This window comes from Streptomyces sp. NPDC100445, assembly GCF_044759735.1.
Classification (GTDB): Bacteria; Actinomycetota; Actinomycetes; order Streptomycetales; family Streptomycetaceae; genus Streptomyces.
The window spans coordinates 42,602-69,573 of record NZ_JBIVZV010000011.1; the positions used below are offsets into that span (position 1 = coordinate 42,602).

The 26,972-nt window shown below is 73.4% G+C and carries 28 protein-coding genes and 1 pseudogene; 16 read left to right on the plus strand and 13 right to left on the minus strand.

Annotation, left to right across the window (positions count from 1 at the left end):
- Positions 1-218: 218 nt before the first annotated feature.
- Both ACIQVT_RS24660 and ACIQVT_RS24665 read left to right on the plus strand, forming a co-directional pair.
- Positions 219-482 carry a DUF5133 domain-containing protein gene (locus ACIQVT_RS24660; protein WP_403757897.1) on the plus strand — a complete coding sequence of 88 codons (264 nt, stop codon included), beginning with the start codon at positions 219-221 and terminating at the stop codon, positions 480-482.
- A 203-nt stretch (positions 483-685) separates the two neighbouring features.
- Positions 686-1,006, plus strand: a pseudogene (locus ACIQVT_RS24665) (GNAT family N-acetyltransferase); the annotation flags it as partial.
- A gap of 144 nt (positions 1,007-1,150) precedes the next feature.
- On the opposite strand, the gene ACIQVT_RS24670 reads toward ACIQVT_RS24665, so the two are convergent.
- Positions 1,151-2,929 (minus strand): M4 family metallopeptidase, encoded by a 1,779-nt coding sequence (locus ACIQVT_RS24670; protein ID WP_403757900.1) that lies wholly within the window; start codon positions 2,927-2,929, stop codon positions 1,151-1,153.
- A 311-nt stretch (positions 2,930-3,240) separates the two neighbouring features.
- On the opposite strand from ACIQVT_RS24670, the gene ACIQVT_RS24675 reads away from it, so the two are divergent.
- The 9 genes from ACIQVT_RS24675 to ACIQVT_RS24715 all read left to right on the plus strand — a co-directional run bounded on the left by ACIQVT_RS24675 (position 3,241) and on the right by ACIQVT_RS24715 (position 12,158).
- Positions 3,241-4,407, plus strand: coding sequence for a serine hydrolase domain-containing protein (locus tag ACIQVT_RS24675; protein ID WP_403757903.1), 1,167 nt, complete (start codon positions 3,241-3,243; stop codon positions 4,405-4,407).
- A 74-nt stretch (positions 4,408-4,481) separates the two neighbouring features.
- The gene (locus tag ACIQVT_RS24680) at positions 4,482-5,159 is read left to right on the plus strand and encodes an AIM24 family protein (protein WP_403757906.1); all 678 of its coding nucleotides are present in this window, start codon (positions 4,482-4,484) and stop codon (positions 5,157-5,159) included.
- A gap of 150 nt (positions 5,160-5,309) precedes the next feature.
- Complete coding sequence (locus ACIQVT_RS24685; RefSeq protein WP_403757909.1) at positions 5,310-6,350, plus strand: tetratricopeptide repeat protein; 1,041 nt, start codon at positions 5,310-5,312, stop codon at positions 6,348-6,350.
- Positions 6,347-7,372 (plus strand): polyprenyl synthetase family protein, encoded by a 1,026-nt coding sequence (locus tag ACIQVT_RS24690; RefSeq protein ID WP_403757912.1) that lies wholly within the window; start codon positions 6,347-6,349, stop codon positions 7,370-7,372. The genes ACIQVT_RS24685 and ACIQVT_RS24690 overlap by 4 nt, the downstream gene beginning before the upstream one ends.
- Before the next feature lie 92 nt (positions 7,373-7,464).
- Positions 7,465-8,424, plus strand: a complete 960-nt coding sequence (locus ACIQVT_RS24695; protein WP_403757915.1) for a threonine/serine dehydratase — start codon at positions 7,465-7,467, stop codon at positions 8,422-8,424.
- Between the two features lie 160 nt (positions 8,425-8,584).
- Positions 8,585-10,168 carry a protein kinase gene (locus ACIQVT_RS24700; RefSeq protein ID WP_403757918.1) on the plus strand — a complete coding sequence of 528 codons (1,584 nt, stop codon included), beginning with the start codon at positions 8,585-8,587 and terminating at the stop codon, positions 10,166-10,168.
- A 51-nt stretch (positions 10,169-10,219) separates the two neighbouring features.
- Positions 10,220-11,191: an LLM class F420-dependent oxidoreductase gene (locus ACIQVT_RS24705; RefSeq protein WP_403757921.1), complete on the plus strand. Its 972-nt coding sequence runs from the start codon at positions 10,220-10,222 to the stop codon at positions 11,189-11,191.
- A 125-nt stretch (positions 11,192-11,316) separates the two neighbouring features.
- Positions 11,317-11,745 (plus strand): SsgA family sporulation/cell division regulator, encoded by a 429-nt coding sequence (locus tag ACIQVT_RS24710; RefSeq protein WP_403757924.1) that lies wholly within the window; start codon positions 11,317-11,319, stop codon positions 11,743-11,745.
- Positions 11,746-11,921: 176 nt separating this feature from the next.
- Positions 11,922-12,158 carry a DUF2283 domain-containing protein gene (locus ACIQVT_RS24715; RefSeq protein ID WP_403757927.1) on the plus strand — a complete coding sequence of 79 codons (237 nt, stop codon included), beginning with the start codon at positions 11,922-11,924 and terminating at the stop codon, positions 12,156-12,158.
- A 55-nt stretch (positions 12,159-12,213) separates the two neighbouring features.
- Here ACIQVT_RS24715 and ACIQVT_RS24720 read toward each other — a convergent pair whose 3' ends face one another.
- The 5 genes from ACIQVT_RS24720 to ACIQVT_RS24740 form a co-directional block, all read right to left on the minus strand.
- Complete coding sequence (locus ACIQVT_RS24720) at positions 12,214-12,717, minus strand: DUF6328 family protein (RefSeq protein WP_403757930.1); 504 nt, start codon at positions 12,715-12,717, stop codon at positions 12,214-12,216.
- Between the two features lie 52 nt (positions 12,718-12,769).
- Positions 12,770-13,753, minus strand: a complete 984-nt coding sequence (locus tag ACIQVT_RS24725; RefSeq protein ID WP_403757933.1) for an aldo/keto reductase — start codon at positions 13,751-13,753, stop codon at positions 12,770-12,772.
- Between the two features lie 68 nt (positions 13,754-13,821).
- On the minus strand, positions 13,822-14,415 hold the full coding sequence (locus ACIQVT_RS24730) for a TetR family transcriptional regulator (RefSeq protein WP_403757936.1): 594 nt from the start codon (positions 14,413-14,415) through the stop codon (positions 13,822-13,824).
- A complete protein-coding gene (locus ACIQVT_RS24735) occupies positions 14,412-15,902 on the minus strand; it encodes an MFS transporter (protein WP_403757939.1) in 1,491 nt (496 codons plus the stop codon). The genes ACIQVT_RS24730 and ACIQVT_RS24735 overlap by 4 nt, the downstream gene beginning before the upstream one ends.
- A gap of 117 nt (positions 15,903-16,019) precedes the next feature.
- Complete coding sequence (locus ACIQVT_RS24740; RefSeq protein WP_403757942.1) at positions 16,020-17,216, minus strand: FAD-dependent monooxygenase; 1,197 nt, start codon at positions 17,214-17,216, stop codon at positions 16,020-16,022.
- Between the two features lie 338 nt (positions 17,217-17,554).
- Between ACIQVT_RS24740 and ACIQVT_RS24745 the strand changes: the two genes are divergently transcribed.
- Positions 17,555-17,932 carry a tyrosinase cofactor gene (locus ACIQVT_RS24745; protein WP_403757945.1) on the plus strand — a complete coding sequence of 126 codons (378 nt, stop codon included), beginning with the start codon at positions 17,555-17,557 and terminating at the stop codon, positions 17,930-17,932.
- 34 nt (positions 17,933-17,966) lie between these two features.
- The gene (locus ACIQVT_RS24750) at positions 17,967-18,788 is read left to right on the plus strand and encodes a tyrosinase family protein (RefSeq protein ID WP_403757948.1); all 822 of its coding nucleotides are present in this window, start codon (positions 17,967-17,969) and stop codon (positions 18,786-18,788) included.
- Here the strand turns inward: ACIQVT_RS24750 and ACIQVT_RS24755 are convergent, their stop codons facing one another.
- The 4 genes from ACIQVT_RS24755 to ACIQVT_RS24770 all read right to left on the minus strand — a co-directional run bounded on the left by ACIQVT_RS24755 (position 18,789) and on the right by ACIQVT_RS24770 (position 21,411).
- Positions 18,789-19,496 (minus strand): ribonuclease H, encoded by a 708-nt coding sequence (locus ACIQVT_RS24755; RefSeq protein WP_403757951.1) that lies wholly within the window; start codon positions 19,494-19,496, stop codon positions 18,789-18,791.
- A gap of 45 nt (positions 19,497-19,541) precedes the next feature.
- A complete protein-coding gene (locus tag ACIQVT_RS24760; protein ID WP_403757954.1) occupies positions 19,542-20,336 on the minus strand; it encodes a VOC family protein in 795 nt (264 codons plus the stop codon).
- 40 nt (positions 20,337-20,376) lie between these two features.
- Positions 20,377-20,907, minus strand: coding sequence for a VOC family protein (locus ACIQVT_RS24765; protein WP_403757957.1), 531 nt, complete (start codon positions 20,905-20,907; stop codon positions 20,377-20,379).
- 75 nt (positions 20,908-20,982) lie between these two features.
- Positions 20,983-21,411, minus strand: a complete 429-nt coding sequence (locus ACIQVT_RS24770) for a helix-turn-helix domain-containing protein (RefSeq protein ID WP_403757959.1) — start codon at positions 21,409-21,411, stop codon at positions 20,983-20,985.
- 279 nt (positions 21,412-21,690) lie between these two features.
- On the opposite strand from ACIQVT_RS24770, the gene ACIQVT_RS24775 reads away from it, so the two are divergent.
- Positions 21,691-22,581, plus strand: coding sequence for an RNA polymerase sigma factor SigF (locus ACIQVT_RS24775; protein WP_403758654.1), 891 nt, complete (start codon positions 21,691-21,693; stop codon positions 22,579-22,581).
- Between the two features lie 28 nt (positions 22,582-22,609).
- Here the strand turns inward: ACIQVT_RS24775 and ACIQVT_RS24780 are convergent, their stop codons facing one another.
- Both ACIQVT_RS24780 and ACIQVT_RS24785 read right to left on the minus strand, forming a co-directional pair.
- A complete protein-coding gene (locus ACIQVT_RS24780) occupies positions 22,610-23,062 on the minus strand; it encodes an ATP-binding protein (protein ID WP_403757963.1) in 453 nt (150 codons plus the stop codon).
- A 370-nt stretch (positions 23,063-23,432) separates the two neighbouring features.
- Positions 23,433-23,843, minus strand: coding sequence for a hypothetical protein (locus ACIQVT_RS24785; RefSeq protein ID WP_403757966.1), 411 nt, complete (start codon positions 23,841-23,843; stop codon positions 23,433-23,435).
- Positions 23,844-24,159: 316 nt separating this feature from the next.
- On the opposite strand from ACIQVT_RS24785, the gene ACIQVT_RS24790 reads away from it, so the two are divergent.
- Positions 24,160-24,543 (plus strand): nuclear transport factor 2 family protein, encoded by a 384-nt coding sequence (locus ACIQVT_RS24790; RefSeq protein ID WP_403757969.1) that lies wholly within the window; start codon positions 24,160-24,162, stop codon positions 24,541-24,543.
- Between the two features lie 346 nt (positions 24,544-24,889).
- Here ACIQVT_RS24790 and mgrA read toward each other — a convergent pair whose 3' ends face one another.
- Positions 24,890-25,882, minus strand: coding sequence for an L-glyceraldehyde 3-phosphate reductase (mgrA, locus tag ACIQVT_RS24795; protein WP_403757971.1), 993 nt, complete (start codon positions 25,880-25,882; stop codon positions 24,890-24,892).
- A 112-nt stretch (positions 25,883-25,994) separates the two neighbouring features.
- On the opposite strand from mgrA, the gene ACIQVT_RS24800 reads away from it, so the two are divergent.
- A complete protein-coding gene (locus ACIQVT_RS24800; protein ID WP_403757974.1) occupies positions 25,995-26,909 on the plus strand; it encodes a LysR family transcriptional regulator in 915 nt (304 codons plus the stop codon).
- The last annotated feature ends 63 nt before the right edge of the window (positions 26,910-26,972 follow it).

A 26,972-nucleotide genomic window follows, 5' to 3' on the forward strand; every position in this document is an offset into this window, starting at 1 on the left:
GGAGCCGGCTCTCCTTTCCATGCCACCGCAGCCGCGCGCCGTACTGCGGTGGGCACGAACCGCCCCCATTGGCGCAGCGGGAACCGGGCCGCGAGGCGACCCGGCAGCACCGCGGCCAAGGGCCGGTCGTGTGGCGGAGGGGGGACAACGGAGGGACAATCGGGTACTGAGCCCCGCCGCTCGCCGGCCGTCCGCCGTGCCGCGGAAGGAGAACTCCCATGTTGATGGCTCACCCCGCTCTGCTGCGCGACCTCGTCGAAGAGTACGAAGCCCTTTCGGTCCTGCACGCGGCCGACGCGGACAGCACTCGGGTGCGCCAGCGTATGGAGGACGTCGCCTACACCTTGTGCGTGTCGACCGGTACTCGGGACGTCGAGGCGGCGCTGACCGCCGCGCGCCGCCGGATCCCGGCGTGCGCCCCGGAACCGGCACCGCCGTCGAAGGCGGTGGCCATCAGGTGGCCTGTCCCGGAGCGGTCCTAGCGGTCGATCGTCTCGGCACCGCACTTCGTCCAGCGATCCGCGGCTCGCACGGCGTGGACACCACCGGCGGGCGTCGGCCGGAAAACCCGGTGGCGGGCCCGGCCGGCACGTGGTGAGGATCGCGGCACGACCCACTTCCTGGAGACCGGCCGGCTCGTCCTGCGCGCGTTCACGCCGGCGGACACCGGCCTCCTGCTCGCCCTGGACAGTTCGAGTTCCGGCCGACGGACGAGCACAGCCCCGCCGTCGTCGAGCTCGGCTACCGCTTGAACCGGGCGGCGTGGGGGCACGGTCATGCCGCCGAGGGGTCCCGGGCCCTGATCCACAAGGGGTTCACGGACCTGGAGGTCGAACGGGTCACGGCCAACACGATGGCCGGCAACACCCGTTCCCGCCGCGTCATGGAGAAGTCGGGACTGTCCTTCGTCCGGAACTTCACCGGGGAGTGGCCGGAGGCCATCGAGGGCTCCGCACACGGTGAGGCCGAGTACGCGCTCACCCGGACCGAGCGGGAACAGCGGTAGCCGTCGACGGCCCCGCCCACCACCGGCGACGACTTCTCCCCCACCGCCGACCGGCCCGGCGGGCACCTGCCCACCGGCGCGGCCGGACGCACGGATGCCCCGCGCGGGGCGGGGCATCCGGTCCTACGGTGTCGCTGCCGTCCGTCAGTGGCGGGCGGCCGGCGTGTTGGCCGCGGTGACGTTGACCGCCGACCACGACTTGTCCACCGTCTTGTACTCGGTGCTGTTCGCGCCGTACAGGTCCTTGGCCGCCTTCAGCGTCGCGAGGCGCGCCTGGTGGAAGTCGGTGTCGGAGACCATGTAGCGGGTGAGCGCCCGGTAGTAGATGGCGGTCGCCTTGGTGCGGCCGATCCCCTTGACCGTGACGTTGTGGTACGTCGGCGAGTTGTAGGCGACGCCGCCGATCGTCTTCTTGCCGCTGCCCTCGGCGAGGAGGTAGTAGGCGTGCGAGGAGACACCCGAACCGGCGTGCACCTCGGTGCCGTACACCTCCGGCTTCCAGTAGTCGATCGTGCCCTCGAGCTTGTCGAGCGACGGGTGGTCCAAGCGGCGCAGGAACTTCTGGGCGAGGCCCAGCTTCTCGCCGATGAGGTAGTCCGGCGTGTCCTTGGCGTTCTTGGCGTAGAACTCGACGTTCGAGCCGAAGATGTCCGCGAGCGACTCGTTCAGCGAGCCGGGCTCGCCGTACTGGTTGCCCAGCGTGTCGACGAAGGTCGGCTGGAGGTTGGCGGTCGCCTCGACCACGCCGTGGGTCAGCTCGTGACCGGTGACGTCGAGGACGACGAGCGGCTTCTTGAACACGTCGCCGTCGCCGTCGCCGTACAGCATGCAGTTGCAGTCCGGGTCCCAGAAGGCGTTGGCGACCTTCTTGCCCCAGTGGACCATCGCCTGGGCGGGCTTGCTGTTGTTGGCGATGCCCTTGCGGCCGAACGTGGACTTGTAGAAGTCCAGCGTCTTGGTGATGCCGAACTGGGCGTCCGCGGCGGCGCTGACCCGGCTGGTGGTCCTGCCGTTGCCCCACACGTCGGTCGTGTTGGTGAACTTGGTGCCGGCGCTGAACTTCTCCGTCTCCGAGCCCTTGGCGTCCCGCGTCTCGGTGCCGTACCGGTTCGGGTCCTTGAGCTGGAAGTGGCCGCGCGAGGTCTGCGTGGTGGTCAGACCGACGGTGCCCACGAACAGCGTCTTGCCGGTGCCCTTGGCGGCCGACGGGTAGTGCGTGACGCCGGAGGCGCCCGAGCCGAGGAGGCCGGAGGCGCCGGAGGCGGAGCCGGCGCCGGTGGCCGGGTCGGCGGTCTCGCCGCGCCGGCGCAGGGTGTCGACCAGCTTCGGCGACAGGAACTCGTCCCGGACGGGCGTGTTGCTGCGCACCTTGCCGCTGACCGCGTCCACGACGACCGTGTGGGTGTTGTCGTCCGTGGCGACGGTGACCTGGTAGGCGAGCGCGGAGGCGCCGCCCCGGGCGTCCACCACGAGCTGGGCGCCGCGCGCGTCGCCCTTGGCGGCCTCGGCGGCCTTGGCGACGGCCTGGGCCGGGGTCAGCCGGGCCTTGGCGGCCGGCTCGACGGTGTGGTCGGCCGCGCGGGTCACGCCGGTGTAGCCGAGCTTGTGGTCGAGGTGGACGATCAGGTCGCCACCGAGGACCGGGAGGTCGCCGTGCGTGCGGACGAAGCGGACGTGCCGGGCACCCTCGGGGTCGATCATGACGTCCTGGGCGTGCAGTACGTCGCCCTTGGAGACACCGGTCGCCGAGGCGTGCGTGAAGGCCGCGGTGCGCGCCGCCCGCACCACCGCGGTGGCGTCGGAGGCGGTGGAGGCGGCGGTCCGCTCCACGGAGGGACCCGCGAAGGCCGTACCGGCCAGGCCCGTGGCGGCGGTCGCCACCGCGATGGCGATCGCCCCGGAGCGTATGTGCGCTCTACGCAATCTGATCAGGGTTCCTTCGTTCGAAGGCGGTCGGGGACACCAACCGCCTTGAGAAATGGCGCGATATGACGCCATGGGGGCTCTGGCGCCCCCGGAGGGTTACCCTGTCCGATCAGTCATGTGCACGTAAAGCCGGAATGATCGATTTCGCGAACTTCTATGGCAATCCTTTGCAAATGGGCGCCATAGAGTGATCACTGGACCACGCAACTGTGTGTCGACCGGGGAGACGTTGCCTCGATCCCCTAGGTTCCCAGGGCGGAATGTGACCGATATCGCATCGGCGACCGAACCTAGGGAGTGGGTACCGGATGGTCTCAGCAGCGGTGGGACGGGGAGCGGTTCTCGGGGCGGTCGCGCTGTCCCTCCTCGCGGTTCCGGTCCAGGCCGTGGCCGGGGAGCGCGGCACCCCCGCGCCGGCGGCGCTCCCGGCGCCGGACACGGCCGGACTGGCCGCGGTGCTGCGGTCGGCGGTGGACCGGGGAGCGCCGGGCGCGCTGGCCAGGATCGACGACCACGGGCGGACGTACCGGGTCACGCACGGGGTCGCCGACCGGGCCACCGGGCGGGCCGTCAGCACCGAGGACCGGTTCCGGATCGGCAGCGTCACCAAGACGTTCTCGGCCGTCGTGCTGCTCCAGCTCGTGGACGAGCACCGGCTCTCGCTCGACGCGCCGGTCAACCGGTACCTGCCGAGGCTGCTGCCCGACGACCGCATCACGGTCCGTCAGGTGCTGAGCCACCGCAGCGGGCTGTACGACTACACCAACGACATGTTCGCGCACAGCGTCTCCGGCTTCGAGGCGGTGCGGAACAAGGTCTTCACCTACCGCGAGCTGGTCGCCCTCTCCCTCAAGAAGCCCCGCACCAACGCGCCGGGCGCCGCCTACTCGTACTCCAACACCAACTTCGTCGTCGCCGGCCTGCTCATCGAGAAGCTCACGGGGCGGTCCGTGGCGACGGCGTACCAGGACCGCGTCATCGGCCCGCTGGGGCTGACCGACACGTTCTACGTGCATCCGCGCACCACGATCCCGGGACGGTACGCCCGCGGCTACCTGACCCAGGACACGGCGGGTGCCGCGCCGGTCGACTCGACCGCCCAGACGGTGTCCTGGGCGCAGAGCGCGGGGGCGGTCATCTCCAGCGCGCGGGACCTCGACACGTTCTACGGCGCGCTGCTGGGCGGCCGGCTGATGTCCGCCGCGCGGCTCGCCGAGATGGAGCGGTTCACCCGGGTCGACGCCAGGACGGCGTACGGGCTCGGACTGCGGCGGCGCGAGCTGTCCTGCGGGGTGTCGGTGTACGGGCACACGGGGGTCGTACAGGGTTACTACACGTACGCGTTCGCCACGAAGGACGGCGGGCGCAGCCTCACCGCGATGGCCAACACCTCGAACAACGGCAAGGTGCTCGACGCGCTGGCGGGCGCCCTGGACGCGGCGTTCTGCGGCAGGACGGGGGCGGCGAAGCCGTGACCGCCCCGGCGTGGCCGAACCGGTACTGTCCGTGATCTTGGCGGAACACCGCCGTCCGGGACACCATGCCCCGCATGAAGGGTGATCTTTTCTCCAGTCAGCACGTGGTGCAGCCGGCCGTGGAGCCGGGGATGTACGTAGAGAACGCCAAGTGCCTCGGGTACGCGGTGAACGGTGAGATGCACGCCCGGCAGGGCGCGATGATCGCCTACCGCGGCGACCTGCGGTTCGAGCGCAAGGGGCAGGGCGTCGGCGGCATGCTCAAGCGGGCGGTCACCGGCGAGGGACTGCCCCTCATGGCGGTGCGCGGCCAGGGCGAGGCCTGGTTCGCGCACGAGGCGCAGAACTGTTTCGTCGTCGAGGTCGAGGCCGGTGACCAGTTCACGGTCAACGGCCGCAACGTGCTCTGTTTCGACGCCTCGTTGTCGTACGAGATCAGGACGGTGAAGGGGTCGGGCATCGCCGGCGGCGGCCTGTTCAACAGCGTCTTCAGCGGGCAGGGCCGGCTCGGTCTGGTCTGCGACGGCAACCCGCTGGTGATACCCGTGACGGCCCAGGCGCCGGTCTACGTCGACACGGACGCGGTGGTGGGCTGGACCGCGCACCTCCAGACCTCGCTGCACCGTTCGCAGTCCATCGGCTCGATGCTGCGCGGCGGTTCCGGCGAGGCCGTGCAGCTGATGCTCCAGGGCGAGGGGTACGTGGTGGTCCGGCCGAGCGAGCTGACGCCCCAGAAGGCCCAGCAGCACTGAACCTTCACAAGTGAGCCGCGCCGCCGGGCAACCGGTGGCGCCGTACCGGCGTCTTGATCGACAACAGACCGAGCCCCGGCCCTCGGGCCGGGGCATTTTTCCGAGAGGCTATGCACGCCGTGTATACACTCCGTGCATAGAAGGGTACGCATGTACGGCAAGGCTTTCGCCCCGGAGTACCAGGGCGCCCTGACCACCCTGTCCGTGAACTCCTCGCTGGTCGACGTGCTGGCCGAGGCCACCGAGCGGCTGCGCGAGGCCGAGCGGGCCGGACTGCCCGGCGAGGCGGCGCGCTGCGGGCTCGCCGTCGCCGAGGCCCACCGCAGGCTCGGCCACGTACGGGACGCCGACCGGGCCTGGAAGGCGAGTTACCGCACCGCCCGGGAGGCCGGCGACACCGCGGCGATGGCGTGGGCGCTGTGGAGCGGCGGCACCCTGGCCCGCCAGCGCGGGGCGTTCCCACTCGCCTGGCGGCTGCTGAAGCTCGCCGCCGACCTCGGCGAGCGCGGCGGGGACGTCGTCGTACGCGGCTACTCGCTGGCCGGGCTCGCGGAGACCGGCCGCATCCAGGGCGACTACGCGGCGGTCGGCCGGCTGCACGAACAGCTGCTGGCCGAGGCCCGCAAGCGGGGAGAGGCCCGGCACACGGTGTGGGCGCTGGAGGGCATCGCCCAGATGCACCGCAACACCGGCGACTTCGACCGGGCGTACGCCTTGTTCGAAGAGGCCGCCGAGATAGCCGGCCGGGCCGAGGACCGGCGCGGGTACGCCTGGGCGCTGCGCGGACTCGCGGACGTCCTCTCCGTGCGCGACGGCGCCACCGAGCGCGCCTTGGAGCTGCTGGCCGAGGCGGAGGCCACGTGCCGCGAGATGAACCTGTCCAGCGCGCTCGCCTACAACCACAAGATGCAGGGCAACGTCCACTACCGCGCCGGGCGGTACGCCGAGGCCCGGGACCGCTATCAGCTGGCGCTCACCGAGTTCCGCACGATGAGCGAGCCGCGCGGCGAGGCGCTGTCCCGGCTCGGCCTCGCCAAGTCCCTCGCCCGCCTCGGCCGCGACCGCGCCGAGACGGCCGCCGAACTCGCCTCCCTGGCCCGCACGCTGGAGCGCAGCGGGCTGCGGCACGCCCGGGAGATGGTGGCCCGGGCCCAGCGGGAGTTCGGCGTCGAGGCGGAGGCCGCCCGGTGACGGCGCTCGGTTCGCGGGTGCAGGACCCGGCCCACCTCACCCTGACGCGCTGCCGGGACCTCGTACGGCCCGCGCTGGAGCGGGCGGTGGGGCGGCTGCACCCGTGGGTGGCCGAGATGGCGGCGTACTCCTTCGGCTGGTGCGACGTGGGCGGGGCGCCCGCCGACGCCGACGGCGGCAAGGGCGTGCGGCAGGCGCTGGCCGTGCTGGGCGCCGAGGCCGCCGGCGCCGACGGGCGGGCCGGGGTGCCGGCGGCGGTCGCCGTGGAGCTGGTGCACGCCTTCTCGCTGTTGCACGACGACGTCATGGACGGGGACGCGGTGCGGCGTGGCCGCCCCACCGTGTGGCGGGCGTACGGCACGGGTCCGGCCGTACTGGCCGGGGACGCGCTGTTCGCGCTGGCCGTGGACGTCCTCGCCGCGGCTCCCGAGGGCCCCGGGGCGGTACGGCTGCTGTCCTCGGCCCTCGCCGACCTGGTGCGCGGGCAGGCCGACGACCTGCTGTTCGCCACCCGGCCGTGGACCGGGCCCGAACGGGTCACGGTGGCGGAGTACCGGGCGATGGCGGAGGGCAAGACCGGCGCGCTGCTGGGCTGTGCCGCCGCGCTGGGCGCCGCGCTCGCCGGGGCGCCCGGTGCCACGGTCGGCGCCCTGGACCGGGCCGGGCGGCACCTCGGGGTCGCCTTCCAGCTGGTCGACGACGTGCTGGGCATCTGGGGCGATCCGGCCGTCACCGGCAAGCCGGTCGGCGCAGACTTGCGGGAGCGCAAGAAGACCTTTCCGGTACTGGCCGCGCTCGCTTCCCCGGCGGCCCGGCGGCTGCCCGCGCTGCTGGACCGCCCCGGGCGGGCCGAGGAGGCCGCCGCGCTGGTCGAGGCCGCGGGCGGCCGGGCGGCGGCCCTGGCCGAGGCCCGCGCCCACACGGCCACCGCACGACGGCTGCTCGCCGACGGCCCGCTGGCCACCGGCCCCGCCGGGGAACTGGCACGGCTGGTGGACCTCCTGGCGGACCGTGTTAGGTGACCACCCTCCGGTACGGCGTTGACCTGGGACGCCCCCGCGGGTGAAGGTGCTTGCGGCGCGACCGGCGATCCGCGCCGGAAGGACGGAGCACCGTGATCGGCATCTCGGACATCGAAGCCGCGGCACAGCGGATCACCGGACACGTCGTCAGGACACCGACGGTCCCGAGTCCCGGTCTGGGCGCGCTGCTCGGCGTCCCGGTCACCGCCAAGCTGGAACTGCTCCAGCGGACGGGCTCGTTCAAGGCGCGCGGCGCCACGGCGAGACTGCTCTCGCTCAGCGAGGCGGAACGGGCGGCCGGCGTGGTCGCGGTCAGCGGCGGCAACCACGGTGTCGCGCTGGCCGTGATGGCGGCGGCCCTCGACGTGAAGGCGACCGTGGTGATGCCGCGGACCGCGCCCGCGCGCTCCCTCGCGCTCGCCGAGGAGGCCGGGGCGTCGGTGCGGCTCACCGACGGCATGGACAGCGCCTTCGAGTTGGTGACCCGGTTGCGGGACGAGGGGCTCACCCTGGTCCACCCGTTCGACGACCCGGTGGTGATCGCCGGGCAGGGCACCGTGGGGCTGGAACTGGCCGAGGACGCGGGCGAGCTGACGGACGTCGTGGTCAGTGTGGGCGGTGGCGGTCTGATCGCGGGGGTCGCGGTGGCGCTGCGCGCCCGGCGCCCAGGGGTGCGGGTGTGGGGCGTGGAGACCGAGGGCGCGGAGGCGATGTCCGGCGCGCTCAGGGCGGGCGGCCCGGTACCGGTGCCGTTGTCCTCCCTGGTCACCACCCTGAGCGCGCCCGCGGTCGCCCAGCTGACGTACGACCACGTGTCGGCTCTCGTCGAGGACGTCCTGGTGGTGCCGGACCGGGACGCGGTGCGGGGCTGCCTGGACCTCGCCGACCACGCCAAGGTGTGGGCGGAGCCGGCCGCGGGCTGTCTGCTGCCGGCGGCCCGGCAGGTGGCGGCTCGGGCCGGCGCCGGCGCCCGCATCGGGCTGGTGGTGTGCGGGGGCAACACCGCACCCCGGGAACTGCTCGGCTGGGCGGAGCGCTTCGGGCTGCTGTGACACCGCCGGCGCCGGGACGGGTGGCCGTTTCCGGCGCCGCACGCACCTTCGAACCCATGAACGAAAGGCAGAAAGGGGGCGTGAATCGAGGATTCGCTGAACGCACCCCCGCGCGCCCCGCGTACCTCTGGGAGACAGGCGGCAGGGGCTTCAGCGAGGGATGACCATGGTCGAGGCGCACGTCTCCGCACACGAGTGGATCGCCGGGCGGTACCGGCTCATGGAGGTCTTCGCCCGCGAGACGAACCGCCTCTGGTGGTACGCCGAGGACACGGCCGCCCAGCGGCCCCGCCTGGTGACGCAGACGGCCCTGCCGAGCCCCGTCGCCGAGGACACCGCGCGCCGGGTCACGGCCCGGGTGGTGCGTACCTCCGAGGCCATGCGGCTGCTCCGTCCCGGCCAGGTCGCCGCGGTCGTCGACGCCGTGGTGGAGGCCGGCACCCTGTGGACGGTCACCGAGTGGATCGACGGCACACCGCTCGCCGCACTCCTCGCCCGGGAGGGCCCCCTGTCCCCCGTGCGCGCCGCGCGCACCGGCCTGGAACTGCTGGACGTGCTGCGGGCGGCGCACGACGAGGGCATCACCCACGGGGAACTGAGCCCCGGCCAGGTGTTCGTGCGGGACGGCGGCCCCGCCGTCGTCACCGGGTTCGGACTGGCGGGCGCGACCCCGGCGCCCCGGCTGACGGCACCCTCCTACGCCTCGCCGGAGCAGGCCCGCGACGAACGCCCCGGCCCCGCCGCCGACCTGTGGGCGCTGGGGGCGCTGCTGTACACGATGGTCGAGGGCCGGCCGCCGTTCCGGGACCGCGGCCGGCCCGGCGCCACCCTGCGGGCCGTCGAGCGGCTGCCGTTGCGCGCCCCGCTGCGGGCCGGCCCGCTCACCCGGGCCGTGCAGGGACTGCTGCGCAAGGACGCGCGGGAGCGGCTGACCCGGCCGGTGGTCCGGGAGGCCCTGACCCGGGCGCTGGCCGAGGACGGGGAGTCGGGGAGCGACCCGGGGACGGGCCCGGAGCACCGCCCGCCGACGCCCGGGGCGCCCGGCGCGGACCGGGCCGCCGACGGCCCCGGGCGCGGCCGGCGGCTCGCCACCGTCGGCGCGGTGCTCGCCCTCGCGGTGACCGCCGTCACCGCCGCGGTGCTGACGGCGGCCGGCGCGCTGCCGGGCGCGGACACCGCCGGGCCGGCGCGCCGCGCCACCGCCCCGGCCGGCCCCCCCGACCGGCGCACCGGTGGCGCCGCCACGCCCGCCCCGGCTCCGTCCGCCTCCCCCGCCCTGCCGGCCGGCTACCACCCCTACACCGCACCGGAGGGCTTCTCGGTGGCGCTGCCCGACGGCTGGCGGCGGCTGGTCACCTCCCGGGGTGCCGGCGCCGCCTACCGGGTCACCTTCGGCCGCGGCGGTGACCGGACCGCCCTCGCCGTGACCTACAGCGACCGCGTCGGCCCCGACCCGGTCGCCGTCTGGCGGGACGACGTCGAGCCCGGCCTGGCGAGGCTGCCCGGCTACCACCGCCTCGGTGCCGTCCGCGCCACCACCTACCAGGGGCGCAGGGCCGCCGACCTGGAGTGGCTGTCCGGCTCGGGCGGCTCACGCGTCCACACCTTCGGGCGCGGGTGCCTGCTGGGCGGGGAGCGGGGTTTCTCGCTGCGCTTCACCACCCCGGCGGGGGCCTGGGGGAACGCGGCCGGCCGGCTGGCGCTGCGGACCTTTCTCGGGACCTTCCGTCCGCCGAAGGACTGACCGGGTGGCCGCCGGCCGTTTTCCGGCGGCCGAGCCGGGGACTCGCTCCCCATGGTGCAAATCGGATACACGATGATGACCGAGCAGGCCGGCCCCCGTGACCTGGTGAACCACCTGGTGCGGGCCGAGGAGGCCGGCTTCGACTTCTCCGTGACGTCGGACCACTACTTCCCGTGGCTGCGCTCCCAGGGACACGCCTCGTACGCGTGGAGCGTGCTGGGCGCCGCCGCCCAGGCCACCTCGCGGATCCCGCTGATGACCTACGTCACCTGTCCCATCCTGCGCTACCACCCGGCGATCGTGGCGCAGAAGGCGGCGACGGTGCAGCTGCTGTCCGAGGGCAGGTTCCGGCTCGGCCTCGGCTCCGGCGAGAACCTCAACGAGCACGTCGTGGGCGGCGGCTGGCCGCCGGTGGACGTACGCCACGAGATGCTCGAGGAGGCCGTGCAGATCATCCGCGCGCTGTTCGAGGGCGGCCACGTCACGCATCACGGGCAGCACTACGACGTGGAGTCGGCCCGGCTGTGGGACCTGCCGGACGAGGCGCCGCCGATCGGTCTCGCCGTCTCCGGCGAACGCTCGTGCAGGCTCGCCGGACACCTCGCCGACCTGGTCATCGCGACCGAGCCGAAGCCGGGCCTGCTGGAGGCGTTCGACCGGCACGGCGGCAGCGGCAAGCCCCGGGTCGGCCAGCTCCCGGTCTGCTTCGACACCGACCGCGACAGGGCCGTCAAGCGGGCCCACTCGCAGTTCCGCTGGTTCGGCCTGGGCTGGAAGGTGAACGCCGAGCTGCCGCACCCCGACTCCTTCGAGGCCGCGACCCAGTTCGTCACCGAGGACGACGTCGCCTCCGCCATCCCGTGCGGCGACGACCCGGAGGCGTTCGTCGAGGCGGTACGGCCCTACGCGGAGGCCGGGTTCGGAGAGGTGGCCCTGGTGCAGATCGGCGGCGACTCCCAGCCGGAGTTCATCGACTGGTCGGCGAAGACCCTGCTGCCGGCCCTGCGGGAGGCGTTCGCCTGACCGCCGCCGGGACGTTCCGGCCGGCCGTGGCGCGCACCACTCAGGGAATCAGTCGCTCGGATGAGCATCTCGTGCGCTACCGGGGTACTAGAGGGCTCTACGCCGATCGTCCCGGAGGCCCCCGCGTGAACTCGTTCGTGCACAAGACCCTGGTGGTGCAGCTCCTTGCGCACGGTACCGGCCGGTGTCCGGTGCTGGCCCACCTCAGCTACGACGCCGACGACCCGTTCGCCGTCACCGCCGCCTTCGCGCACGACGGTCATGTGCTGGCCTGCTGGCGGCTGGACCGGCAGATGCTCTCGGACGCCCTGGTCAGACCGGTCGGGGTCGGCGACGTGCGGATGCGGCCGGAGGCCACCGGCCCGTGGCACGAACTGCGCCTGGAGTTCCTCGGGGACGCGCGGCCGGACGGCGGCCGGCACCACGCGGTGGTGTTCGCCTGGGCGCCCGGCATCGCCTCCTTCCTCCGGGAGACGTACCAGGTCGTCCCGCCGGGCCAAGAGCGCGTCGCGGTGGACGAACTGCTGGAGGAGATCCTCTCCGCGGCCGAATAGCCGTACCGGTGCCCGCGGTCGGGTCCGGCGCCACGCCGGACCCGCGGCCCCCGGCCTGTTCGCGCACGCTCGCACGGCCCGTCGCGGGGTCTGTCGAGGCGATCTCCGGATCGGTAGGCTCTCCGGGAGAGCAGGCCCTGACACCCGGGGTCGGCGAAGAACGGGGAAGGCCGGTCATGCGGGTCGAGCACGACGCGTCGTCGGACATGGCGTACATCTACCTCGTCGACAGCATCGCCCCCGGGCAGGCCGTCCGGCAGGTGCCCGCCTGGGACGACTCGGCGATACTCGACTACGACTCGCACGGACGGCTCCTGGGCATCGAGCTGTTCAGCGCCGCACGCCGACTGCACCCGGTGCTGCTGGCCGGCGCCGAAAGGATCGATCGCGAGCCGGATCCGCCGAGCGCGTGATGCGTCGGGACAGCCGGTGCCGTCCGGACTCGCTCCGGGTCCGACGGGACCGTGCTCAGTCGTCCTGGTCGTCCGAGCGGTCCGTGTGCTTGCTGCGGGCCCACAGCGGCAGGCCGTACCAGCAGACCAGGTACCAGGCGACGACGCCGGTGACCAGGTACGGCACGTAGGCGTCGTGCGTGGCCACCCGGAGGATCAGCAGCAGCGACGACGTCATCGTGGCCAGCAGCAGCAACAGGCCGACGAACGTCAGCCGGGAGGCCAGTCGTACGGCCTGCGGCTTGACGCGGCGGCCGGAGACCAGGCGGTGCAGGGAGACGGGTCCGATGAGGGCTCCGGTGGCGCAGGCGCCCAGGACGACGGTCACGATGTAGATGACCTGGTCGGTGTCGGTGAGCCGTACGTACTTCGGCTGGAAGACGACGGTCAGCAGGAAGCCGAACAGGATCTGCACGCCCGTCTGGGCGACGCGGACCTCCTGGATGAGTTCACCCCATTTGCGATCCGCCCGCTCCTCCTCGGTCTCGTCGCGGCCTGTGCGTCGTCCTGCCTCCGTCATGCGGTGCGTGTAACCGGACGGCCGTTCGTTCAAACGGTCGGCGCACCGGCGCCTACCAGCGGTGTTCCACCTGGTCCTTGACGCGGCGCTCGTACAGCTCCCGGATCGCGGCGGACGTCTCCCGCGGCAGCGGCGACAGCTTGGCCGCGGCGGCGTTGGCGCGGGCCTGCTCCGGGTTGCGCGCCCCGGGGATCACCGTGGTGACGCCGTCCTGCTCGATGATCCAGCGCAGGGCCAGCTGGGCCGGGGTGTACCCCTCGGGGGCGAGCGCGGCGAACTCTGCGGCGGCCTCCACGCCGGTGGCGTAGTCGACGCCGGAGAAGGTCTCGCCCTGGTCGAAGGCCTCGCCGTGGCGGTTGAAGGAGCGGTGGTCGTTGGCCGCGAACACGGTGTCCCGCGTGTACTTGCCGGACAGCAGGCCGGAGGCGAGGGGCACGCGCGCGATGATGCCGACGCCGGCCTCGCGGGCGGCGGGCACCACCTCACGCAGGGGCTTCATGCGGAACGGGTTGAGGATGATCTGCACGCTCGCCACGTTCGGGCGGGCGATCGCGGCGAGCGCCTCCGCGCAGGTCTCCACGCTGACGCCGTACGCGGCGACGCGCTCCTCCTCGACCAGGGTGTCCAGGGCGTCGAACACCGCGTCCGAGGAGTAGACCGCGGCGGGCGGGCAGTGCAGCTGGACCAGGTCGATCCGGTCGACGCCCAGGTTGCGGCGCGACCGGTCGTTCCAGGCGCGGAAGTTGTCCAGGACGTAGTTCTCGGGGACCTGCTCGACCCGGCGCCCCATCTTGGTGGCCACCAGCACGTGCAGGTCGGGACGGCCGCGCAGGAACGAGGCGATGGTCTCCTCGCTGCGCCCGTCGCCGTACACGTCGGCCGTGTCGAAGAACGTGACACCCGACTCGGCCGCCGCCTCCAGGACGGACAGGGCCTCCTTGTCGTCCACGTCGCCCCAGTCGGCGCCCAGCTGCCACGTGCCGAGTCCGACCACCGATGCCCACTGACCCGACCTGCCGATTACGCGTTCGTCCATGGGCCCAGTCTGTCACCCGGCACGGCGCCCCGCGGAACCGGCCGCTCCGGCGCGGGGCCCGCCGAAGTTCAGCGGCCGGGCGTCAGCTGCGCCTGGACGGCGGGCCCGTAGCGGTCGGCGACGGTGTCGGCGTCGGTCCCGCGCAGGTGCGGGCCGCGGGCGATGCCGTACATGACGCCGAGGCCGACGAGCGCGGCGACGGCGAGTTCGGCGCGCAGGCCCGCGTCGGGGCCGGTGAGCCGGGCGGCGAGCCGTTCGGTGACCTGGGCGCGGAAGTTGGCGCGCAGGATGTCGCCGTGGTCGCCGTGGAGCGGGGCGAAGGCGATGCGCAGCAGCGGGTCGGCGCCGCGGTCGCGCTGGCTGGACAGCACGTGCCGGACCATGTGCCGGCCCAGGTCGGGCAGCGGGGCGTCCAGCAGGGCGTCGGCGTCGGTGTCGAAGGACATCACCCGGGCGAAGAGGGCGTCCTTGTTGCCGAAGTACTTCAGGATCAGGGGCGCGCTGACGCCGGCCCGCTCGGCGACGGCCCGCAGGGTGATGTCGGCGTGGGCGTGCCGGGCCAGGAGGTGGCGGGCGGCCTTCAGGATGGCGGCCCTGGTGGCCTCGGCGTCCCGGCGTGCGGGGGCGGCCTCGCGGCCGGCCGGTGCGGTCATGCCTCTCATGCTCCCTCCATCGCCCCGTCGCGCGCGCCCCGGGTGGCCCCGCGGGCGCGCCGGCCGCCGTCGGCGGGCTCGTCGCCCGGGATGGTCAGGGCCGCCGCGCAGGCGGCGAGCGCGATGGCGCCGGCCATCGCGAAGGCGAGCAGGTAGCCGTGCAGGGTGGGCACGGGCACGCCGTCGAGGGGGCTGGTGTGGTGGACGAGGACGGCGGCGACGGCCGCGCTGGAGACGGCCTGTCCGATGGTGCGCATGAGGACGTTGACGCCGTTGGCGGAGGCGGTCTGCGCGGCGGGGACGGCGCGCAGGATCAGGGTCGGCAGCGCGGAGTAGGCGAGGGTGGTGCCGGTCGCGACCACGGTGGCCCCCAGGATGATCATCCACAGGTCGCGGCTGTCGGCGATGCGCAGCGCGTACCCGCAGGCGATGACGGCGGCGCCCAGGGCGAGGGTGACACGGGGGCCGCGCGTGGCCGAGATGCGGGCCGACAGCGGGGAGAACAGCAGCATGGTGACGCCGCCGGGCAGGAGGCACAGCCCGGTCGCGACGATGGACAGGCCGAGGCCGTAGCCGGTGCCCTGGGGGGTCTGCACCAGCTGGGCCGTGACCAGCGAGTTGGCGTAGAAGGCGAACCCGGTCAGCAGGGCCGCCACGTGCGACAGGCCCACCCGGGGGCGGGTGACCAGGCGCAGGTCGACCAGTGGCCGGGCGCCGCGCAGCTGCTGGCGCCACCACAGGGCGAGGACGGCGACGGCCGCGAGGAACAGCCCGAGGACCCGCCCGCTCCCCCAGCCCCAGGTGCCGCCCTGGGAGACGCCCAGCAGCAGGCAGACCAGTCCGGCGGCCAGTCCCAGCGCGCCGAGGACGTCGAAGCGGCCCGGCTCGCGCACCGGCGACTCGCGCACCGCCCACCAGGTCGCCGTGACACCGAGCGCGCCGAGCGCGCTGGTCAGCCAGAACATGGTGTGCCAGTCGGCGTACTGCACGACCAGCGCGGCGAGCGGCAGGCCGAGGGCGGCGCCGATGCCGACGGTGGAGCTCATCAGCGCCACCGCCGATCCCCGGCGTTCGGGCGGGAGTTCGTCGCGCAGGATGCTGATGGAGAGCGGGACGACGGAGGCGGCGGCACCCTGGAGCGCGCGGGCGGCGATGAGTACGCGGATGTCGGAGGAGAGCGCGCACATCACCGAGCCGACGGTCATCAGGGCGAGCGCGCCGGTGAGCACCCGGCGCTTGCCGTACATGTCGCCGGCCCGGCCGAGGACCGGGGTGAGGACGGCGCCGGAGAGCAGGGTCGCGGTGACCATCCAGGAGACGGCGGCCGGCGACGACCCGGTGAGCCGGGGCAGGTCCGGCAGGAGGGGGACGACCACGGTCTGCATGACCGCCATGAGGATGCCGCCCGACGCGAGCACCGGGATGGTGAACCGGTCGCGCGCCCGGGGCGGCGTGCCGGTGCCGGGCGGCGTGGGTATGTCGGCTGGCTGCTCCATCGGGGCTCCTGCGGGACGGCACGGCGATGCGGTGAATAACAATTCACCTTATCGGGTGAATGGCTGTTCACCAACGCCCTTCCGTCGGTCCCGCGGGGAGCCCGGGTCCGTGCGGGGTCAGTCGCGGCGGGCCGCGGAGCGGGCGTGCAGGGCGCGGGCGGCGCGGGGGCCGAGCCAGCGCTTGAGCCGGCGGAGCGCCTCCAGCCGTCCGGCCGCCCGGTCCAGGCCGTAGTACAGCTGCGGCGGCACGTACGGCAGCAGGGGTGAGTGGCGCTGACCGAGCAGGGCGAACATCCGGTGCGGGGGCAGGTGGATGTAGCGCGGCAGGTTCTCGTACCACTGGGCGCTGTAGCGGGCCGCGCTCTGCGCGGCGAGCAGTTCGGCTTGGCGCCTGCTCTCGTAGGCGGCGAGGGCGTCGGGCAGGGCGGCGTGCTCCTTCAGGGCGCCGGCCAGGCACATCGCGTCCTCCAGGGCGAGCGTGGTGCCGGCGCCGATGGAGTAGTGGGTGGTGTGGGCGGCGTCGCCGAGCAGGACGAGGTTGCCGTGGTGCCAGGTGCGGTTGGTGAGGGTGCGGAACGTCTGCCAGGAGGCGCCGGGCCTGGCGACGAGGGGATGGCCGTCGAGGACGCCGGCGAAGAGCTTCTCCAGCAGTACGAGGCCCTCGGCCCGGTCCGCCCGGTCCAGGCCGAGGCCGGTGAACGTCTCCGGCGAGCACTCGACGACACAGGTGCTGTGGCCGTCGCCGTAGCCGTAGCCGTAGGCCCAGATCCAGCCGTGGCGGGTCTCGGTGAAGGCGAAGGTGAAGGCGTCGAACACCTTGGTGGTGCCGAGCCAGATGTAGTGGTTGCGGCCGGAGGCGGCCCGGGTGCCGAAGTGCCCGGCGTGCCCGGTGCGCAGAGCGCTGTGCACGCCGTCGGCCGCGACGACGAGGTCGGAGCCGGCGGGCGGTTCGCCGATGGCGCTCTCGTACTCCAGGCGGACGCCGAGGGCGCGGGCCCGGCCGGCGAGGAGTGCGAGCAGCCGGTGCCGGCCGATGCCGAAGCCCTCGTCACCGTGGTGGCGGGTGGCGAGGTCCCGGACGTGGGCGACCCCCTCGTCCCAGCGGACGGAGTGCTCCTCGACCACCCGCGCCGACTCGGGGTCGTGCTCCTGGAGCCGGTCGAGGAGTCCCCGCCAGTACGTCACGCCCCAGCCGTAGGTGGAGCCCTCGGGGTCGCGTTCGTGGACGGTGACGTCGTGGGACGGGTCCTGCCGCTTGAGCAGGATGGCCAGGTACAGGCCCGCGGGCCCGCCTCCGACACAGACGACCTTCACGCGCGCACCCCTGACTGTCACCGGACGTGGTGGAACGGCATCGGACCGTAGCAGTCCCGCCCACCCGCGCGATCGCGTCAGCCTGGCGTGGTGAGCCGCGCCACTCGGACGGGCGGCCCCCGGAAAGGATCTTCGGGAAGCGGGGCGCACCGGCAAGGAATTGCCCGTTCCGCAGTACGGCCGCACCGGATCACAGCAAGATCATCTTACTTCAATTCTGTACGACATGTGAGCGATTGTCCGGATCACGGCCAACCCGTTCCGGGCGATTTCTTCCGTTCCCGGAATGCCCGATAGGCATGCGTCGACACACCCCACCACTCCTGAGGAGGACTCGCATGCCCGGTATCACCCGGCGCCGTGCGCTCACCACGGCAGCCGCCGTCGCCACGACCGTCACGGCCGCCGGCCTCGCCGCGCCCACCGCGTCCGCCGCCGGCCACCACGAGCCCACCGCGCCCGATTCCTTCGACGAGGTCTACAAGGGCCGCCGGATACAGGGCCGTCCGTCGACCATGGACGGACACCACCACGAACACGGCGGCGGCTACGCGGTGTTCGTCGACGGCGTGCAGCTGCACGTGATGCGCAACGCCGACGGCAGCTGGATCAGCGTCGTCAGCCACTACGACCCGGTGCCCACCCCGCGCGCCGCCGCCCGGGCCGCGGTGGACGAGCTCCAGGGTGCCGTGCTGCTGCCGTTCCCCGCCAACTGACCGCCCCAGCAACGATCCCGGAGCACCACGCACCATGACGGTACGCAAGAACCAGGCCGCCCTGACCGCCGACGAGAAGCGTCGGTTCGTCGCCGCCGTCCTCGAGCTCAAGCGCAGCGGACGCTACGACGACTTCGTCCGCACGCACAACGAGTTCATCATGGCGGACACCGACACGGGCGAGCGGACGGGCCACCGCTCCCCCTCCTTCCTGCCCTGGCACCGCAGATTCCTCCTCGACTTCGAGCAGGCGCTCCGGTCCGTGGACCCGACGGTCACCCTGCCGTACTGGGACTGGAGCACCGACCGCACGGTGCGCGCCTCCCTGTGGGCGCCGGACTTCCTCGGCGGCACCGGACGCAGCACCGACGGGCGGGTGATGGACGGCCCGTTCGCCGCGTCGGCCGGGAACTGGCCGATCGAGGTGCGGGTGGACGGCCGCACCTTCCTGCGCCGTTCACTGGGCACGTCCGTGCGCGAACTGCCGACCCGCGCCGAGGTCGAGTCGGTGCTGTCCATGACGACGTACGACATGGCGCCGTACAACAGCGCCTCCGACGGCTTCCGCAACCACCTGGAGGGCTGGCGCGGGGTCAACCTGCACAACCGGGTGCACGTCTGGGTCGGCGGCCAGATGGCCACCGGCGTCTCCCCCAACGACCCGGTGTTCTGGCTGCACCACGCCTACGTCGACAAGCTGTGGGCGGAGTGGCAGCGGCGCCACCCGGGCAGCGGTTACCTGCCGACGGGGGGCACACAGGACGTGGTGGACCTGGGCGAGACCATGAAGCCGTGGAACACCGTGCGTCCCGCGGACCTGCTGGACCACACGGCGTTCTACACGTTCGACAGCTGATCAGGACGAGACGGTGGCGCACTCCGGGTGGCCCCAGCCCTGGGCGTTCTTGGCGATCTTCTCGCCGGCCGCGTAGGACCGACCGCACGGACAGCGGCCGGGGAACTTCGCCTTGATGGTGCGGGGGGACCCGGTACCGCCGGTGGCGCCGGTGCGCCGGGGCGTCTTCCGGCGCGGCGCTCCGGCCTTCACCGGGGTGTCCGGCGACGGCGGGGGCTCCGGTGAACCCAGCTCGCTGCCGGCCGGCTCCTGCGCGACGGCCGCCTGGCTGGCCGCGCGGTCGGCGAAGTCGTTCAGCGGGTCGCCGTCGGCCTGGTGGGCGGGCACGTAGCGGAACTCCACGGACCGGCCGCCGAGCAGTTCGTCGATGCGCACGACCAGGTCCTGGTTGGCGACGGGCTTGCCGGCGGAGGTCTTCCAGCCGTTGCGCTTCCAGCCGGGCAGCCAGGTGGTGACGGCCTTCATCGCGTACTGGGAGTCCATCCGGATCTCCAGCGGCACGTCCGGGTCGACGGCCGCGAGCAGCCGCTCCAGGGCGGTCAGTTCGGCGACGTTGTTGGTGGCCCGGCCGAGCGGGCCCGCCGCCCATCCGGCGGGGGTCCGCTCGTCGTCGTCCGAGACGACCCAGGCCCATCCGGCCGGTCCGGGGTTGCCCTTCGAAGCCCCGTCGCACGCGGCCACCACACGTTCACGCATGCGCACGATCATGCCATGGCCGCGGAGGCCGCTGTACGGGGATGCCGACCGGTGCGGTCAGACGTCCCTGGTCCTCGGCATGCCGCCCTCGGTGGTCGTGACGTCGATCACCGTGAAGTTGGCGCCCTGAGGGTCGCTGAGCGCGGCGAACCGGCCGAACGGGCTGGTCATGGGGCCGAACCGGCAGACCGCGCCCAGCCCGGTGGCCCGGGCGACGGCCGCGTCGCAGTCGTCCACGGTGAAGTAGACGTTGATGTACGAGGGCACCTCCGGCGGGAAGTCGTCGGTCATCCGCATCCGGCCGAGAACGGTGTCCTCACCCACCTCGAACATCCGGAAGTCCACCGCGTCGTCGTCGATCTCCTTCATCCGGTAGGGGAAGACGGCGGCCAGGAAGGCGTCCGTCCGCTCCGGGTCCCGGGTGAAGACCTCCGCCCAGCAGTACGCGCCGGGCGTGGCCGTCGCCTCGAACCCCTCGTGCCGGCCGGCCTGCCACACGCCGAACACGGCCCCGCTGGGCTCCCGGCCCAGGCACATCGTGCCCAGGTCGCCGACCCGCATCGGCTCCATCAGGACCTCGCCGCCGTGATGCCGGATCCGCTCGGCGGTCGCGGCGGCGTCCGGCGAGGCGAAGTAGAGGCACCACTGCGAGCGGCCGTCCTGGCCGGGCATCGGCGGGACCACGGCGGCCACCGCCCTGCCGTTCGCGTAGGCCTGCGTGTAGTGGCCGTACTCCGACGACGACTCGCCGAAGGTCCAGCCGAGCACATCGGCGTAGAAGCGCTTGGCGCCCTCGATGTCACCGAACATCGCATCCGCCCAACAGGGCGTTCCCTCGGGCTGCACGGCCATGGTCGTGACCTCCTGGTGCGGTGTGTCCCGGGTGTTCACGCTAGCCACGCGGCACCGGACCCGCGCGCCGAGCCGGGACCGGGTCCGGCCGCTCCCCCGCGTACGCCTTCTCCAGGGCCTCGGCGTCCAGCTTCCCCATGGTCATCATGGCCCGGGTGGCGCGCGCGGCCTTCTCCGGGTCCGGATCGCCGATCATGTCGAGCAGCGGGGCGTAGACCACCTGCCAGGAGACGCCGAACCGGTCCTTGAGCCAGCCGCAGGGGCCGCCCTCGCCGCCGTCCTCGGTGAGCCTCGTCCAGTAGTGGTCGATCTCCCGCTGGTCGGAGCAGAGGATCTGGAAGGAGACCGCCTCGTTGAAACGGAACTGGGGACCCCCGTCGAGTGCGAGGAACCGCTGGCCGTTGGCGGTGAACTCCACGGTCAGCACGGAGCCGGCCGGGCCGGGCCCGGCGTCGGTGCACCGCACGACGCGGTCCACGTGGGAGTCGTCGAACACGGACGCGTAGTGGTGCGCGGCCTCCTCCGCCCGGCCGTCGAACCAGAGACACGTGACGAAACCGTCGGTGGTCATGGGTACCTCCCAAAAGCGCGGAACGCGGTCACCCCTGTCGACCGCCGCGCGCCGCGAAACTCATCGGTCCGCCGGTCAGGCCGCCAGGCAGAGCCCCTGGTGCGCGCGAGCCGACGGGGGCGACTGGCGCGAGGGGTGCGGCGCGGCGGCCGGCCGGTGGCCCGGGACCGGCCGGCGGACCGGCTCCGCCGGCGTCAGCTCCCCGTGGACGAGCGACAGCAGGTCCCCCAGTCCCAGGCCGAGCGCGCGGGCGGCGGCGGCGAGGACCTCCGAGGACGCCTCCTTGCGGCCGCGTTCGATCTCGGACAGGTACGGCAGCGAGATGCGGGCCGCGTCGGCCACCTCCCTGAGGGTGCGCCGCTGGGCCCGCCGTTCCCGGCGCAGTACCGCGCCGACCAGGTCGCGCCACAGCGGCTCCCGTGGCGTGGGCCGCGGCCCCCGCACCGGTAGGGGCACCGGCCGCCGGGCGGCCTTCCGGGTCTCTCCGCTCACCTCGCTGCTCATCCCGTCAGCCTAGGAGCGGCGCCGGATGAGACAAGGGGCCGGCGTTCCGCCCAGAGGGGAACGCCGGTCCGGGCATCGCGGAACGGCGGTTTCCCGCCGGTTCGGGCGCGCGGGCGCGTGCGCGCCGTGACCGCGGGTATCCGGAGGGTGAAGATCGCTCCAGGTACGCTTGGTCCTGCGGATACCGGGTACCCGCTCCGCCACACACTCGTGGACGGGGCCCGGCATCCAGAAGGCCGCCAAGGCAGACGTCGCACCCTGACTTCCGTGGGAGAGGCAATGAGGACCGCCGCCGGGATCCGGTCACAGGCACAGGTCACCATGAGGACCGAGCGGGACGGGACGGGCGAGGGACCACTGCCCGGGATCGCGGACCCCGGGGCCGTCGCCCCGCGCGACGCGCGGGACCTGTCCCGCCAGTTCTTCCGCCGGCTCGGCGAGCTGGAGGAGGGCACGCGCGAGCACCAGTACGCGCGCAACACCCTCATCGAGATGAACATGTCGCTGGTGCGGTTCGCCGCCGCCAGGTTCCGGGGCCGCGGCGACGACATGGAGGACGTCGTCCAGACCGGCATGATCGGTCTGATCAAGGCCATCGACCGGTTCGAGCTGACCCGCGAGGTCGAGTTCACCTCCTTCGCGCTGCCCTACATCACGGGCGAGATCAAGCGGTTCTTCCGTGACACCACCTGGGCGGTCCACGTGCCGCGCCGCCTCCAGGAGCTGCGGGTGGAGCTGGCCAAGGCGCGCGAGGAGCTGTCGAGCCGGCTGGACCGGGACCCCACGGTCGCCGAACTGGCCACGCTGATGAACATCTCCCGGGCCGAGGTCGTCGAGGCGCAGATCGCCTCCAACGGCTACAACTCCGCCTCCCTCGACGCGGCGCTCACCGGCGACGGCCCCGAGGACGGCGAGGCCGTGCTCGCCGACTTCATCGGCGTGGAGGAGGAGGGGCTGCGGCTCGTGGAGGACTTCCACGCCCTGGCCCCGCTGATGGCGGAGCTGAGCGACCGGGACCGGGAGATCCTGCGTCTGCGGTTCGTCGAGGAGGCCACCCAGGCGGAGATCGGTGAGCGGCTCGGCTGCTCCCAGATGCACGTCTCCCGGCTCATCAAGCGGATCATCGCCCGGCTGCGCCAGGGCATGCTGGGCGAACTCGGCTGCGCCTGACCCGCCCGGGGCGGGGGCGGCTCCGCGGTCAGCGCGCGAGTTCGAAACGGGCGCGGACCCGCTTGCCCACCGGTACGCGCTCCACGGTGACCTCCGAGGCCAGCGCGTGCACGATCTCCAGGCCGTGCCGTCCGACCCGCTGCGGGTCCCTGGGGTAGCGGCGGGGCAGCGCGGTGCTGCTGTCGTACACGGAGACGGCGACCACGCTGTTGGTGCCCTCCAGCTCCAGGATGTACGGACCGCTGCTGTGCCGGTCCGCGTTGGTCACCAGCTCGCTCACGACCAGGAGCAGCTCACCGTCCGCGCGGCTGTCGGCCGGGGCGCACCACTCGGTCCGCAGCTGCTCCAGGAACCGGGCGGCGAACGCGCGCGCGTCGGCGATGCAACCGGGTTCGCCGGTGTAGTGGGCCGCGCGTCGCAACGGCTCCACCGGTACGTCGAAGCCAGTCGGTATCACTGCCCCGCCCAGGTGCTCGGTCATGCTGTCTCTCTCGGAAGCCCGGTACGGCCGGTGTCGCACCAGTCCTCGTACCCCGAGCCCGGCCCGCCAGTCCACCGTATGCGTATCCCCGCCGCGCGCGGCGGCCGGGGTGGGACTGTACTCCGAAAGAGGAGAGCCGCGGGCCCTCACGACCGCGGGGCGCTCTGCGGGTACCGCCCGCCGGACGGTGAGCCAGGGGCGCGGGGTGCCGTCCTACGGGACCGAGCCGATGCGTCGGCGCAGCTCCGCGTGGTCTCGGTACGGGTCGCGGCCGTCGTTCAGGAGGGCGCCGCGATCCACCGATCCGTCCCCCCGGTCGCCCCCCGGAGCGGCGGAGCCGGTACAGCCGGTCGGGCTCCACGGACACGTGTCAGGCGACGGGCAGGACGAGGCCCGGGCCGGCGCGCTGCATCCGCAGCGCGTCGACGGACTCGGCGAGCAGCTCGTACTCCGTCGTGTCGTCGCTCGCGGCGATCCGCAGCAGCCGACCGTCCGCGAGCTCGTCGGCGGCCCGCTCCTGCCGGGCGTCGTCGGCGCACCAGGCGCGCAGCAGGGCGGGGACGTCGGCCACCGTCACCGCGACCGGCACCAGCGCGCCCGCGGGGAACGCGGGATCCTCCGGGCTCGGGTCGAGCCGCTCCGCGATCCAGGACGCCCGGTCCCGCAGCCACCACAACGCCAGCGCCAGGGTCGGCGCCCGGTAGGTGCCGAGCGGTACGCCGATGCGCCGGCCGCCACAGATCCCGTACGCCGTGACATGGCACAGGAACTCGTCGTGCACGTCTCACTCCCCGGTCGCCTCGCTGACTGCCGGTCCGGCCTCTCGTCCCCCGTGCGGCTCCTGTGCGGTGAAGTGCCCCCTGACCTTCGAGTATCGCCACTCCCAAAACACTGTCACCATTCCTTTCCGGCCAGTCTGTTGGCATATTCACCGTCCGTTCTGGCCGGAATGAACCGGGCTGTACGGCGACGCTGGGATGACCCCGGAGGTAATCGACCCCTTCCCCCGCCTCGCGGCATGGTGGTCACACCGGAGCGGCGGACCCCGCGTCCGGGACCTGACCAGCACGGACGACCTCGATGGAGGATGCTTCGCCATGACCACGCACACCGACCGTCACGAGAACGCCGCCGCCCGTTACCTCGAGGCCTGGAACGCCACCGGGCCGGAGGCCGTCGCGAAGGCGGTCGCCGCCGCGTGGACCGTGGACGGCGGCTACACCGACCCCCTCGCCGACGTCCGCGGGCACGACGGGATCGCCGCCGTGATCACGGCGGCGCACGCGCAGTTCCCCGGTTTCGTGTTCCGTCCCCTCGGACCGGTCGACGGCCACCACGACACCGCGCGCTTCGCCTGGGAACTGGTGAACGAGGCCGACGGCTCCGCACCGGTCGCCGGCTTCGACGTCGTCACCCTGGACGACGAGGGCCGCATCCGTCAGGTCCTGGGCTTCCTGGACCGCGTCCCGCCCTCCCCCTGACACGGCCGACGCGCCCCACCCGGTACCACCACACCCCCGGCCCGTACGGGCACGGCCTGCGCGGGCCGGGGAGCGGCGCGGCCGGCGGGGGCGGGCGGGGTGGCGTGGGCCGGGGGCGCGAAGTGAAGCGGAACGGAATGCGCGGGCGCCCGGGCCGGCCAACGCGAAGGCGGGCTGCCGCGAAGGCGGGACACCGGGCGGCGGGACCGCGGGAGGGGTGGGGCTTGCCGACAGCCCGGTTGCCGGGGGCAGCCGGGCTGTCGGCGGTGGGTGTCCTCCGGGGGCTCCGGGGGCGGGAGGTCGGGGAGGGCCCCGGCGGACAGTGGGCCGGCGTCGGTGGTGCGGGTTACGCGCGGACGATCGCGTCGATCCGCTCCAGCTCCTCCGCGTCGAAGTCCAGGTTGCGGATGGCGCCGACGCTGTCCTCCAGCTGCCGCGGGCTGCTCGCGCCGACCAGCGCGGAGGTGACCCGGCCGCCGCGCAGCACCCAGGCGAGGGCGAGCTGGGCCAGGGTCTGGCCGCGGGAGGTGGCGATCTCGTCCAGCGCGCGCAGCCGGCCGACGAGGTCCTCGGTGACCGCGTCGGAGTTGAGGAACGGGCTGTCGCTCGCGGCCCGGGAGTCCTCGGGGATGCCGTCGAGGTAGCGGCCGGTGAGCAGGCCCTGGTCGAGCGGGGAGTAGGCGATGGAGCCGGCCTGGATCTCGTCCAGCGCGTCGAGCAGGCCCTCGTCCTCGGGGCGCCGGTCGAGCATCGAGTAGCGCGGCTGGTGGATGAGGAGCGGGGTGCCGAGGTCGGCCAGGATGCGGGCGGCCTCGCGGGTCTGCTCGGCGGAGTAGTTCGAGACGCCGACGTAGAGCGCCTTGCCCTGCTGCACCGCCGTGTGCAGGGCGCCCATCGTCTCCTCGAGCGGGGTGTCCGGGTCGGGGCGGTGCGAGTAGAAGATGTCGACGTGGTCCAGGCCCAGCCGGGTCAGGCTCTGGTCCAGCGAGGACAGCAGGTACTTGCGCGAGCCCCATTCGCCGTACGGGCCGGGCCACATCAGGTAGCCGGCTTTGGTGGAGATGACCAGCTCGTCGCGGTAGGGCGCGAAGTCGGCCCGGAGGGCCTCGCCGAGCGCGGACTCGGCGGCGCCGGGCGGCGGGCCGTAGTTGTTGGCCAGGTCGAAATGGGTGACGCCCAGGTCGAAGGCGCGGCGCAGGATGGCGCGCTGGGTCTCCACGGGACGGTCGGGCCCGAAGTTGTGCCACAGGCCGAGCGACAGCGCGGGCAGCTTCAGCCCGCTGCGCCCGGTGCGCCGGTAGGGCATGTCGGCGTAACGGTCGGGGTGTGCGGTGTACAACGCGACTCCAGAGGGGTTGGCACACGGTCTACCGATCTCCACTCTTCCCCGGAGCCGGGGCAGCGGTCCAACAGGAGAATCCGATGGAATTCAGCGGTTAGGCTGCTCAATCATGGAACTGCGTCATCTCCAGCATTTCGTCGCGGTCGCCGAGGACCAGCACTTCACCCGGGCCGCCGAACGTCTGATGGTGTCCCAGTCGGGTCTGTCGGCGTCGATCAGGACGCTGGAGCGGGAGCTGCGGGCGCCGTTGTTCGTGCGCACCACCCGCCGGGTGACCCTGACGGAGGCCGGGCGGGCGCTGCTGGTCGAGGCGGAGCGGATCCTGGCGCAGGTGCGCTCGGCGCACGAGGCGGTGGCGGCGGTGCAGGGCGTGCTGCGCGGCACGCTCGCGCTCGGCACCGAGCAGTGCATCGCCGGGGTGCACGTGGCGGGGCTGCTCGCCGCCTTCCGGGGCCGGCACCCCGACGTGGAGATCCGGCTGCGGCAGGCCGGCTCGGGGGCGCTGGCCGAGGAGGTCGCGGCCGGGCGGCTGGACCTGGCCTTCGCCTACCGCACCCGGGCCGACACCGACCAGCTCCGTTCGGTGCCGCTGACCAGTGAGCCGATGACCGTGCTGTGCCATCCCAGCCACCGGCTCGCCTCGGCCGCGGCCGTGCTGGGCCCCGACGACCTCGCCGGGGAGGTGTTCGTGGACTTCCAGCCCGACTGGGGGCCGCGCCGCACCACGGACACGGTGTTCGCCGCGGCGGGGGTCCGGCGCACGGTCGCGCTGGAGGTCAACGACGTGCACGGTCTGCTGGACCTGGTGGACGAGAACCTCGGGATCGCCGTCGTCCCCCGGCACTTCCGGCACAAGCGGCCGGCGCTCGCCGCGCTCCCCCTGGAGGGCGTGGGCGACACACGGTACGAGACGGTCGCGCTGCTGCCGCCGCAGGGGGCGACCGGCCCGGCCGCCCGCGCCCTGCTCACCCTCCTGGAGACGGCCGGCCCGGACCGGCCGGGGGACGGGCTCCCGCCGTACTGAACGCGGCACGCGCGGCCGCGGAAACGGACATCGGCACGCGCGGACGGCGGTCATTTGCGAGGG

Coding starts and splice junctions, on each gene's coding strand:
- ACIQVT_RS24660 (WP_403757897.1), top strand. CDS start 219: ATGTTGATGGCTCACCCCGCTCTGCTGCGCGACCTCGTCGAAGAGTAC.
- ACIQVT_RS24675 (WP_403757903.1), top strand. CDS start 3,241: ATGGTCTCAGCAGCGGTGGGACGGGGAGCGGTTCTCGGGGCGGTCGCG.
- ACIQVT_RS24680 (WP_403757906.1), top strand. CDS start 4,482: ATGAAGGGTGATCTTTTCTCCAGTCAGCACGTGGTGCAGCCGGCCGTG.
- ACIQVT_RS24685 (WP_403757909.1), top strand. CDS start 5,310: ATGTACGGCAAGGCTTTCGCCCCGGAGTACCAGGGCGCCCTGACCACC.
- ACIQVT_RS24700 (WP_403757918.1), top strand. CDS start 8,585: ATGACCATGGTCGAGGCGCACGTCTCCGCACACGAGTGGATCGCCGGG.
- ACIQVT_RS24705 (WP_403757921.1), top strand. CDS start 10,220: ATGGTGCAAATCGGATACACGATGATGACCGAGCAGGCCGGCCCCCGT.
- ACIQVT_RS24715 (WP_403757927.1), top strand. CDS start 11,922: ATGCGGGTCGAGCACGACGCGTCGTCGGACATGGCGTACATCTACCTC.
- ACIQVT_RS24720 (WP_403757930.1), bottom strand. CDS start 12,717: ATGACGGAGGCAGGACGACGCACAGGCCGCGACGAGACCGAGGAGGAG.
- ACIQVT_RS24725 (WP_403757933.1), bottom strand. CDS start 13,753: ATGGACGAACGCGTAATCGGCAGGTCGGGTCAGTGGGCATCGGTGGTC.
- ACIQVT_RS24730 (WP_403757936.1), bottom strand. CDS start 14,415: ATGAGAGGCATGACCGCACCGGCCGGCCGCGAGGCCGCCCCCGCACGC.
- ACIQVT_RS24735 (WP_403757939.1), bottom strand. CDS start 15,902: ATGGAGCAGCCAGCCGACATACCCACGCCGCCCGGCACCGGCACGCCG.
- ACIQVT_RS24745 (WP_403757945.1), top strand. CDS start 17,555: ATGCCCGGTATCACCCGGCGCCGTGCGCTCACCACGGCAGCCGCCGTC.
- ACIQVT_RS24750 (WP_403757948.1), top strand. CDS start 17,967: ATGACGGTACGCAAGAACCAGGCCGCCCTGACCGCCGACGAGAAGCGT.
- ACIQVT_RS24755 (WP_403757951.1), bottom strand. CDS start 19,496: ATGATCGTGCGCATGCGTGAACGTGTGGTGGCCGCGTGCGACGGGGCT.
- ACIQVT_RS24760 (WP_403757954.1), bottom strand. CDS start 20,336: ATGGCCGTGCAGCCCGAGGGAACGCCCTGTTGGGCGGATGCGATGTTC.
- ACIQVT_RS24765 (WP_403757957.1), bottom strand. CDS start 20,907: ATGACCACCGACGGTTTCGTCACGTGTCTCTGGTTCGACGGCCGGGCG.
- ACIQVT_RS24770 (WP_403757959.1), bottom strand. CDS start 21,411: ATGAGCAGCGAGGTGAGCGGAGAGACCCGGAAGGCCGCCCGGCGGCCG.
- ACIQVT_RS24775 (WP_403758654.1), top strand. CDS start 21,691: ATGAGGACCGCCGCCGGGATCCGGTCACAGGCACAGGTCACCATGAGG.
- ACIQVT_RS24780 (WP_403757963.1), bottom strand. CDS start 23,062: ATGACCGAGCACCTGGGCGGGGCAGTGATACCGACTGGCTTCGACGTA.
- ACIQVT_RS24790 (WP_403757969.1), top strand. CDS start 24,160: ATGACCACGCACACCGACCGTCACGAGAACGCCGCCGCCCGTTACCTC.
- ACIQVT_RS24800 (WP_403757974.1), top strand. CDS start 25,995: ATGGAACTGCGTCATCTCCAGCATTTCGTCGCGGTCGCCGAGGACCAG.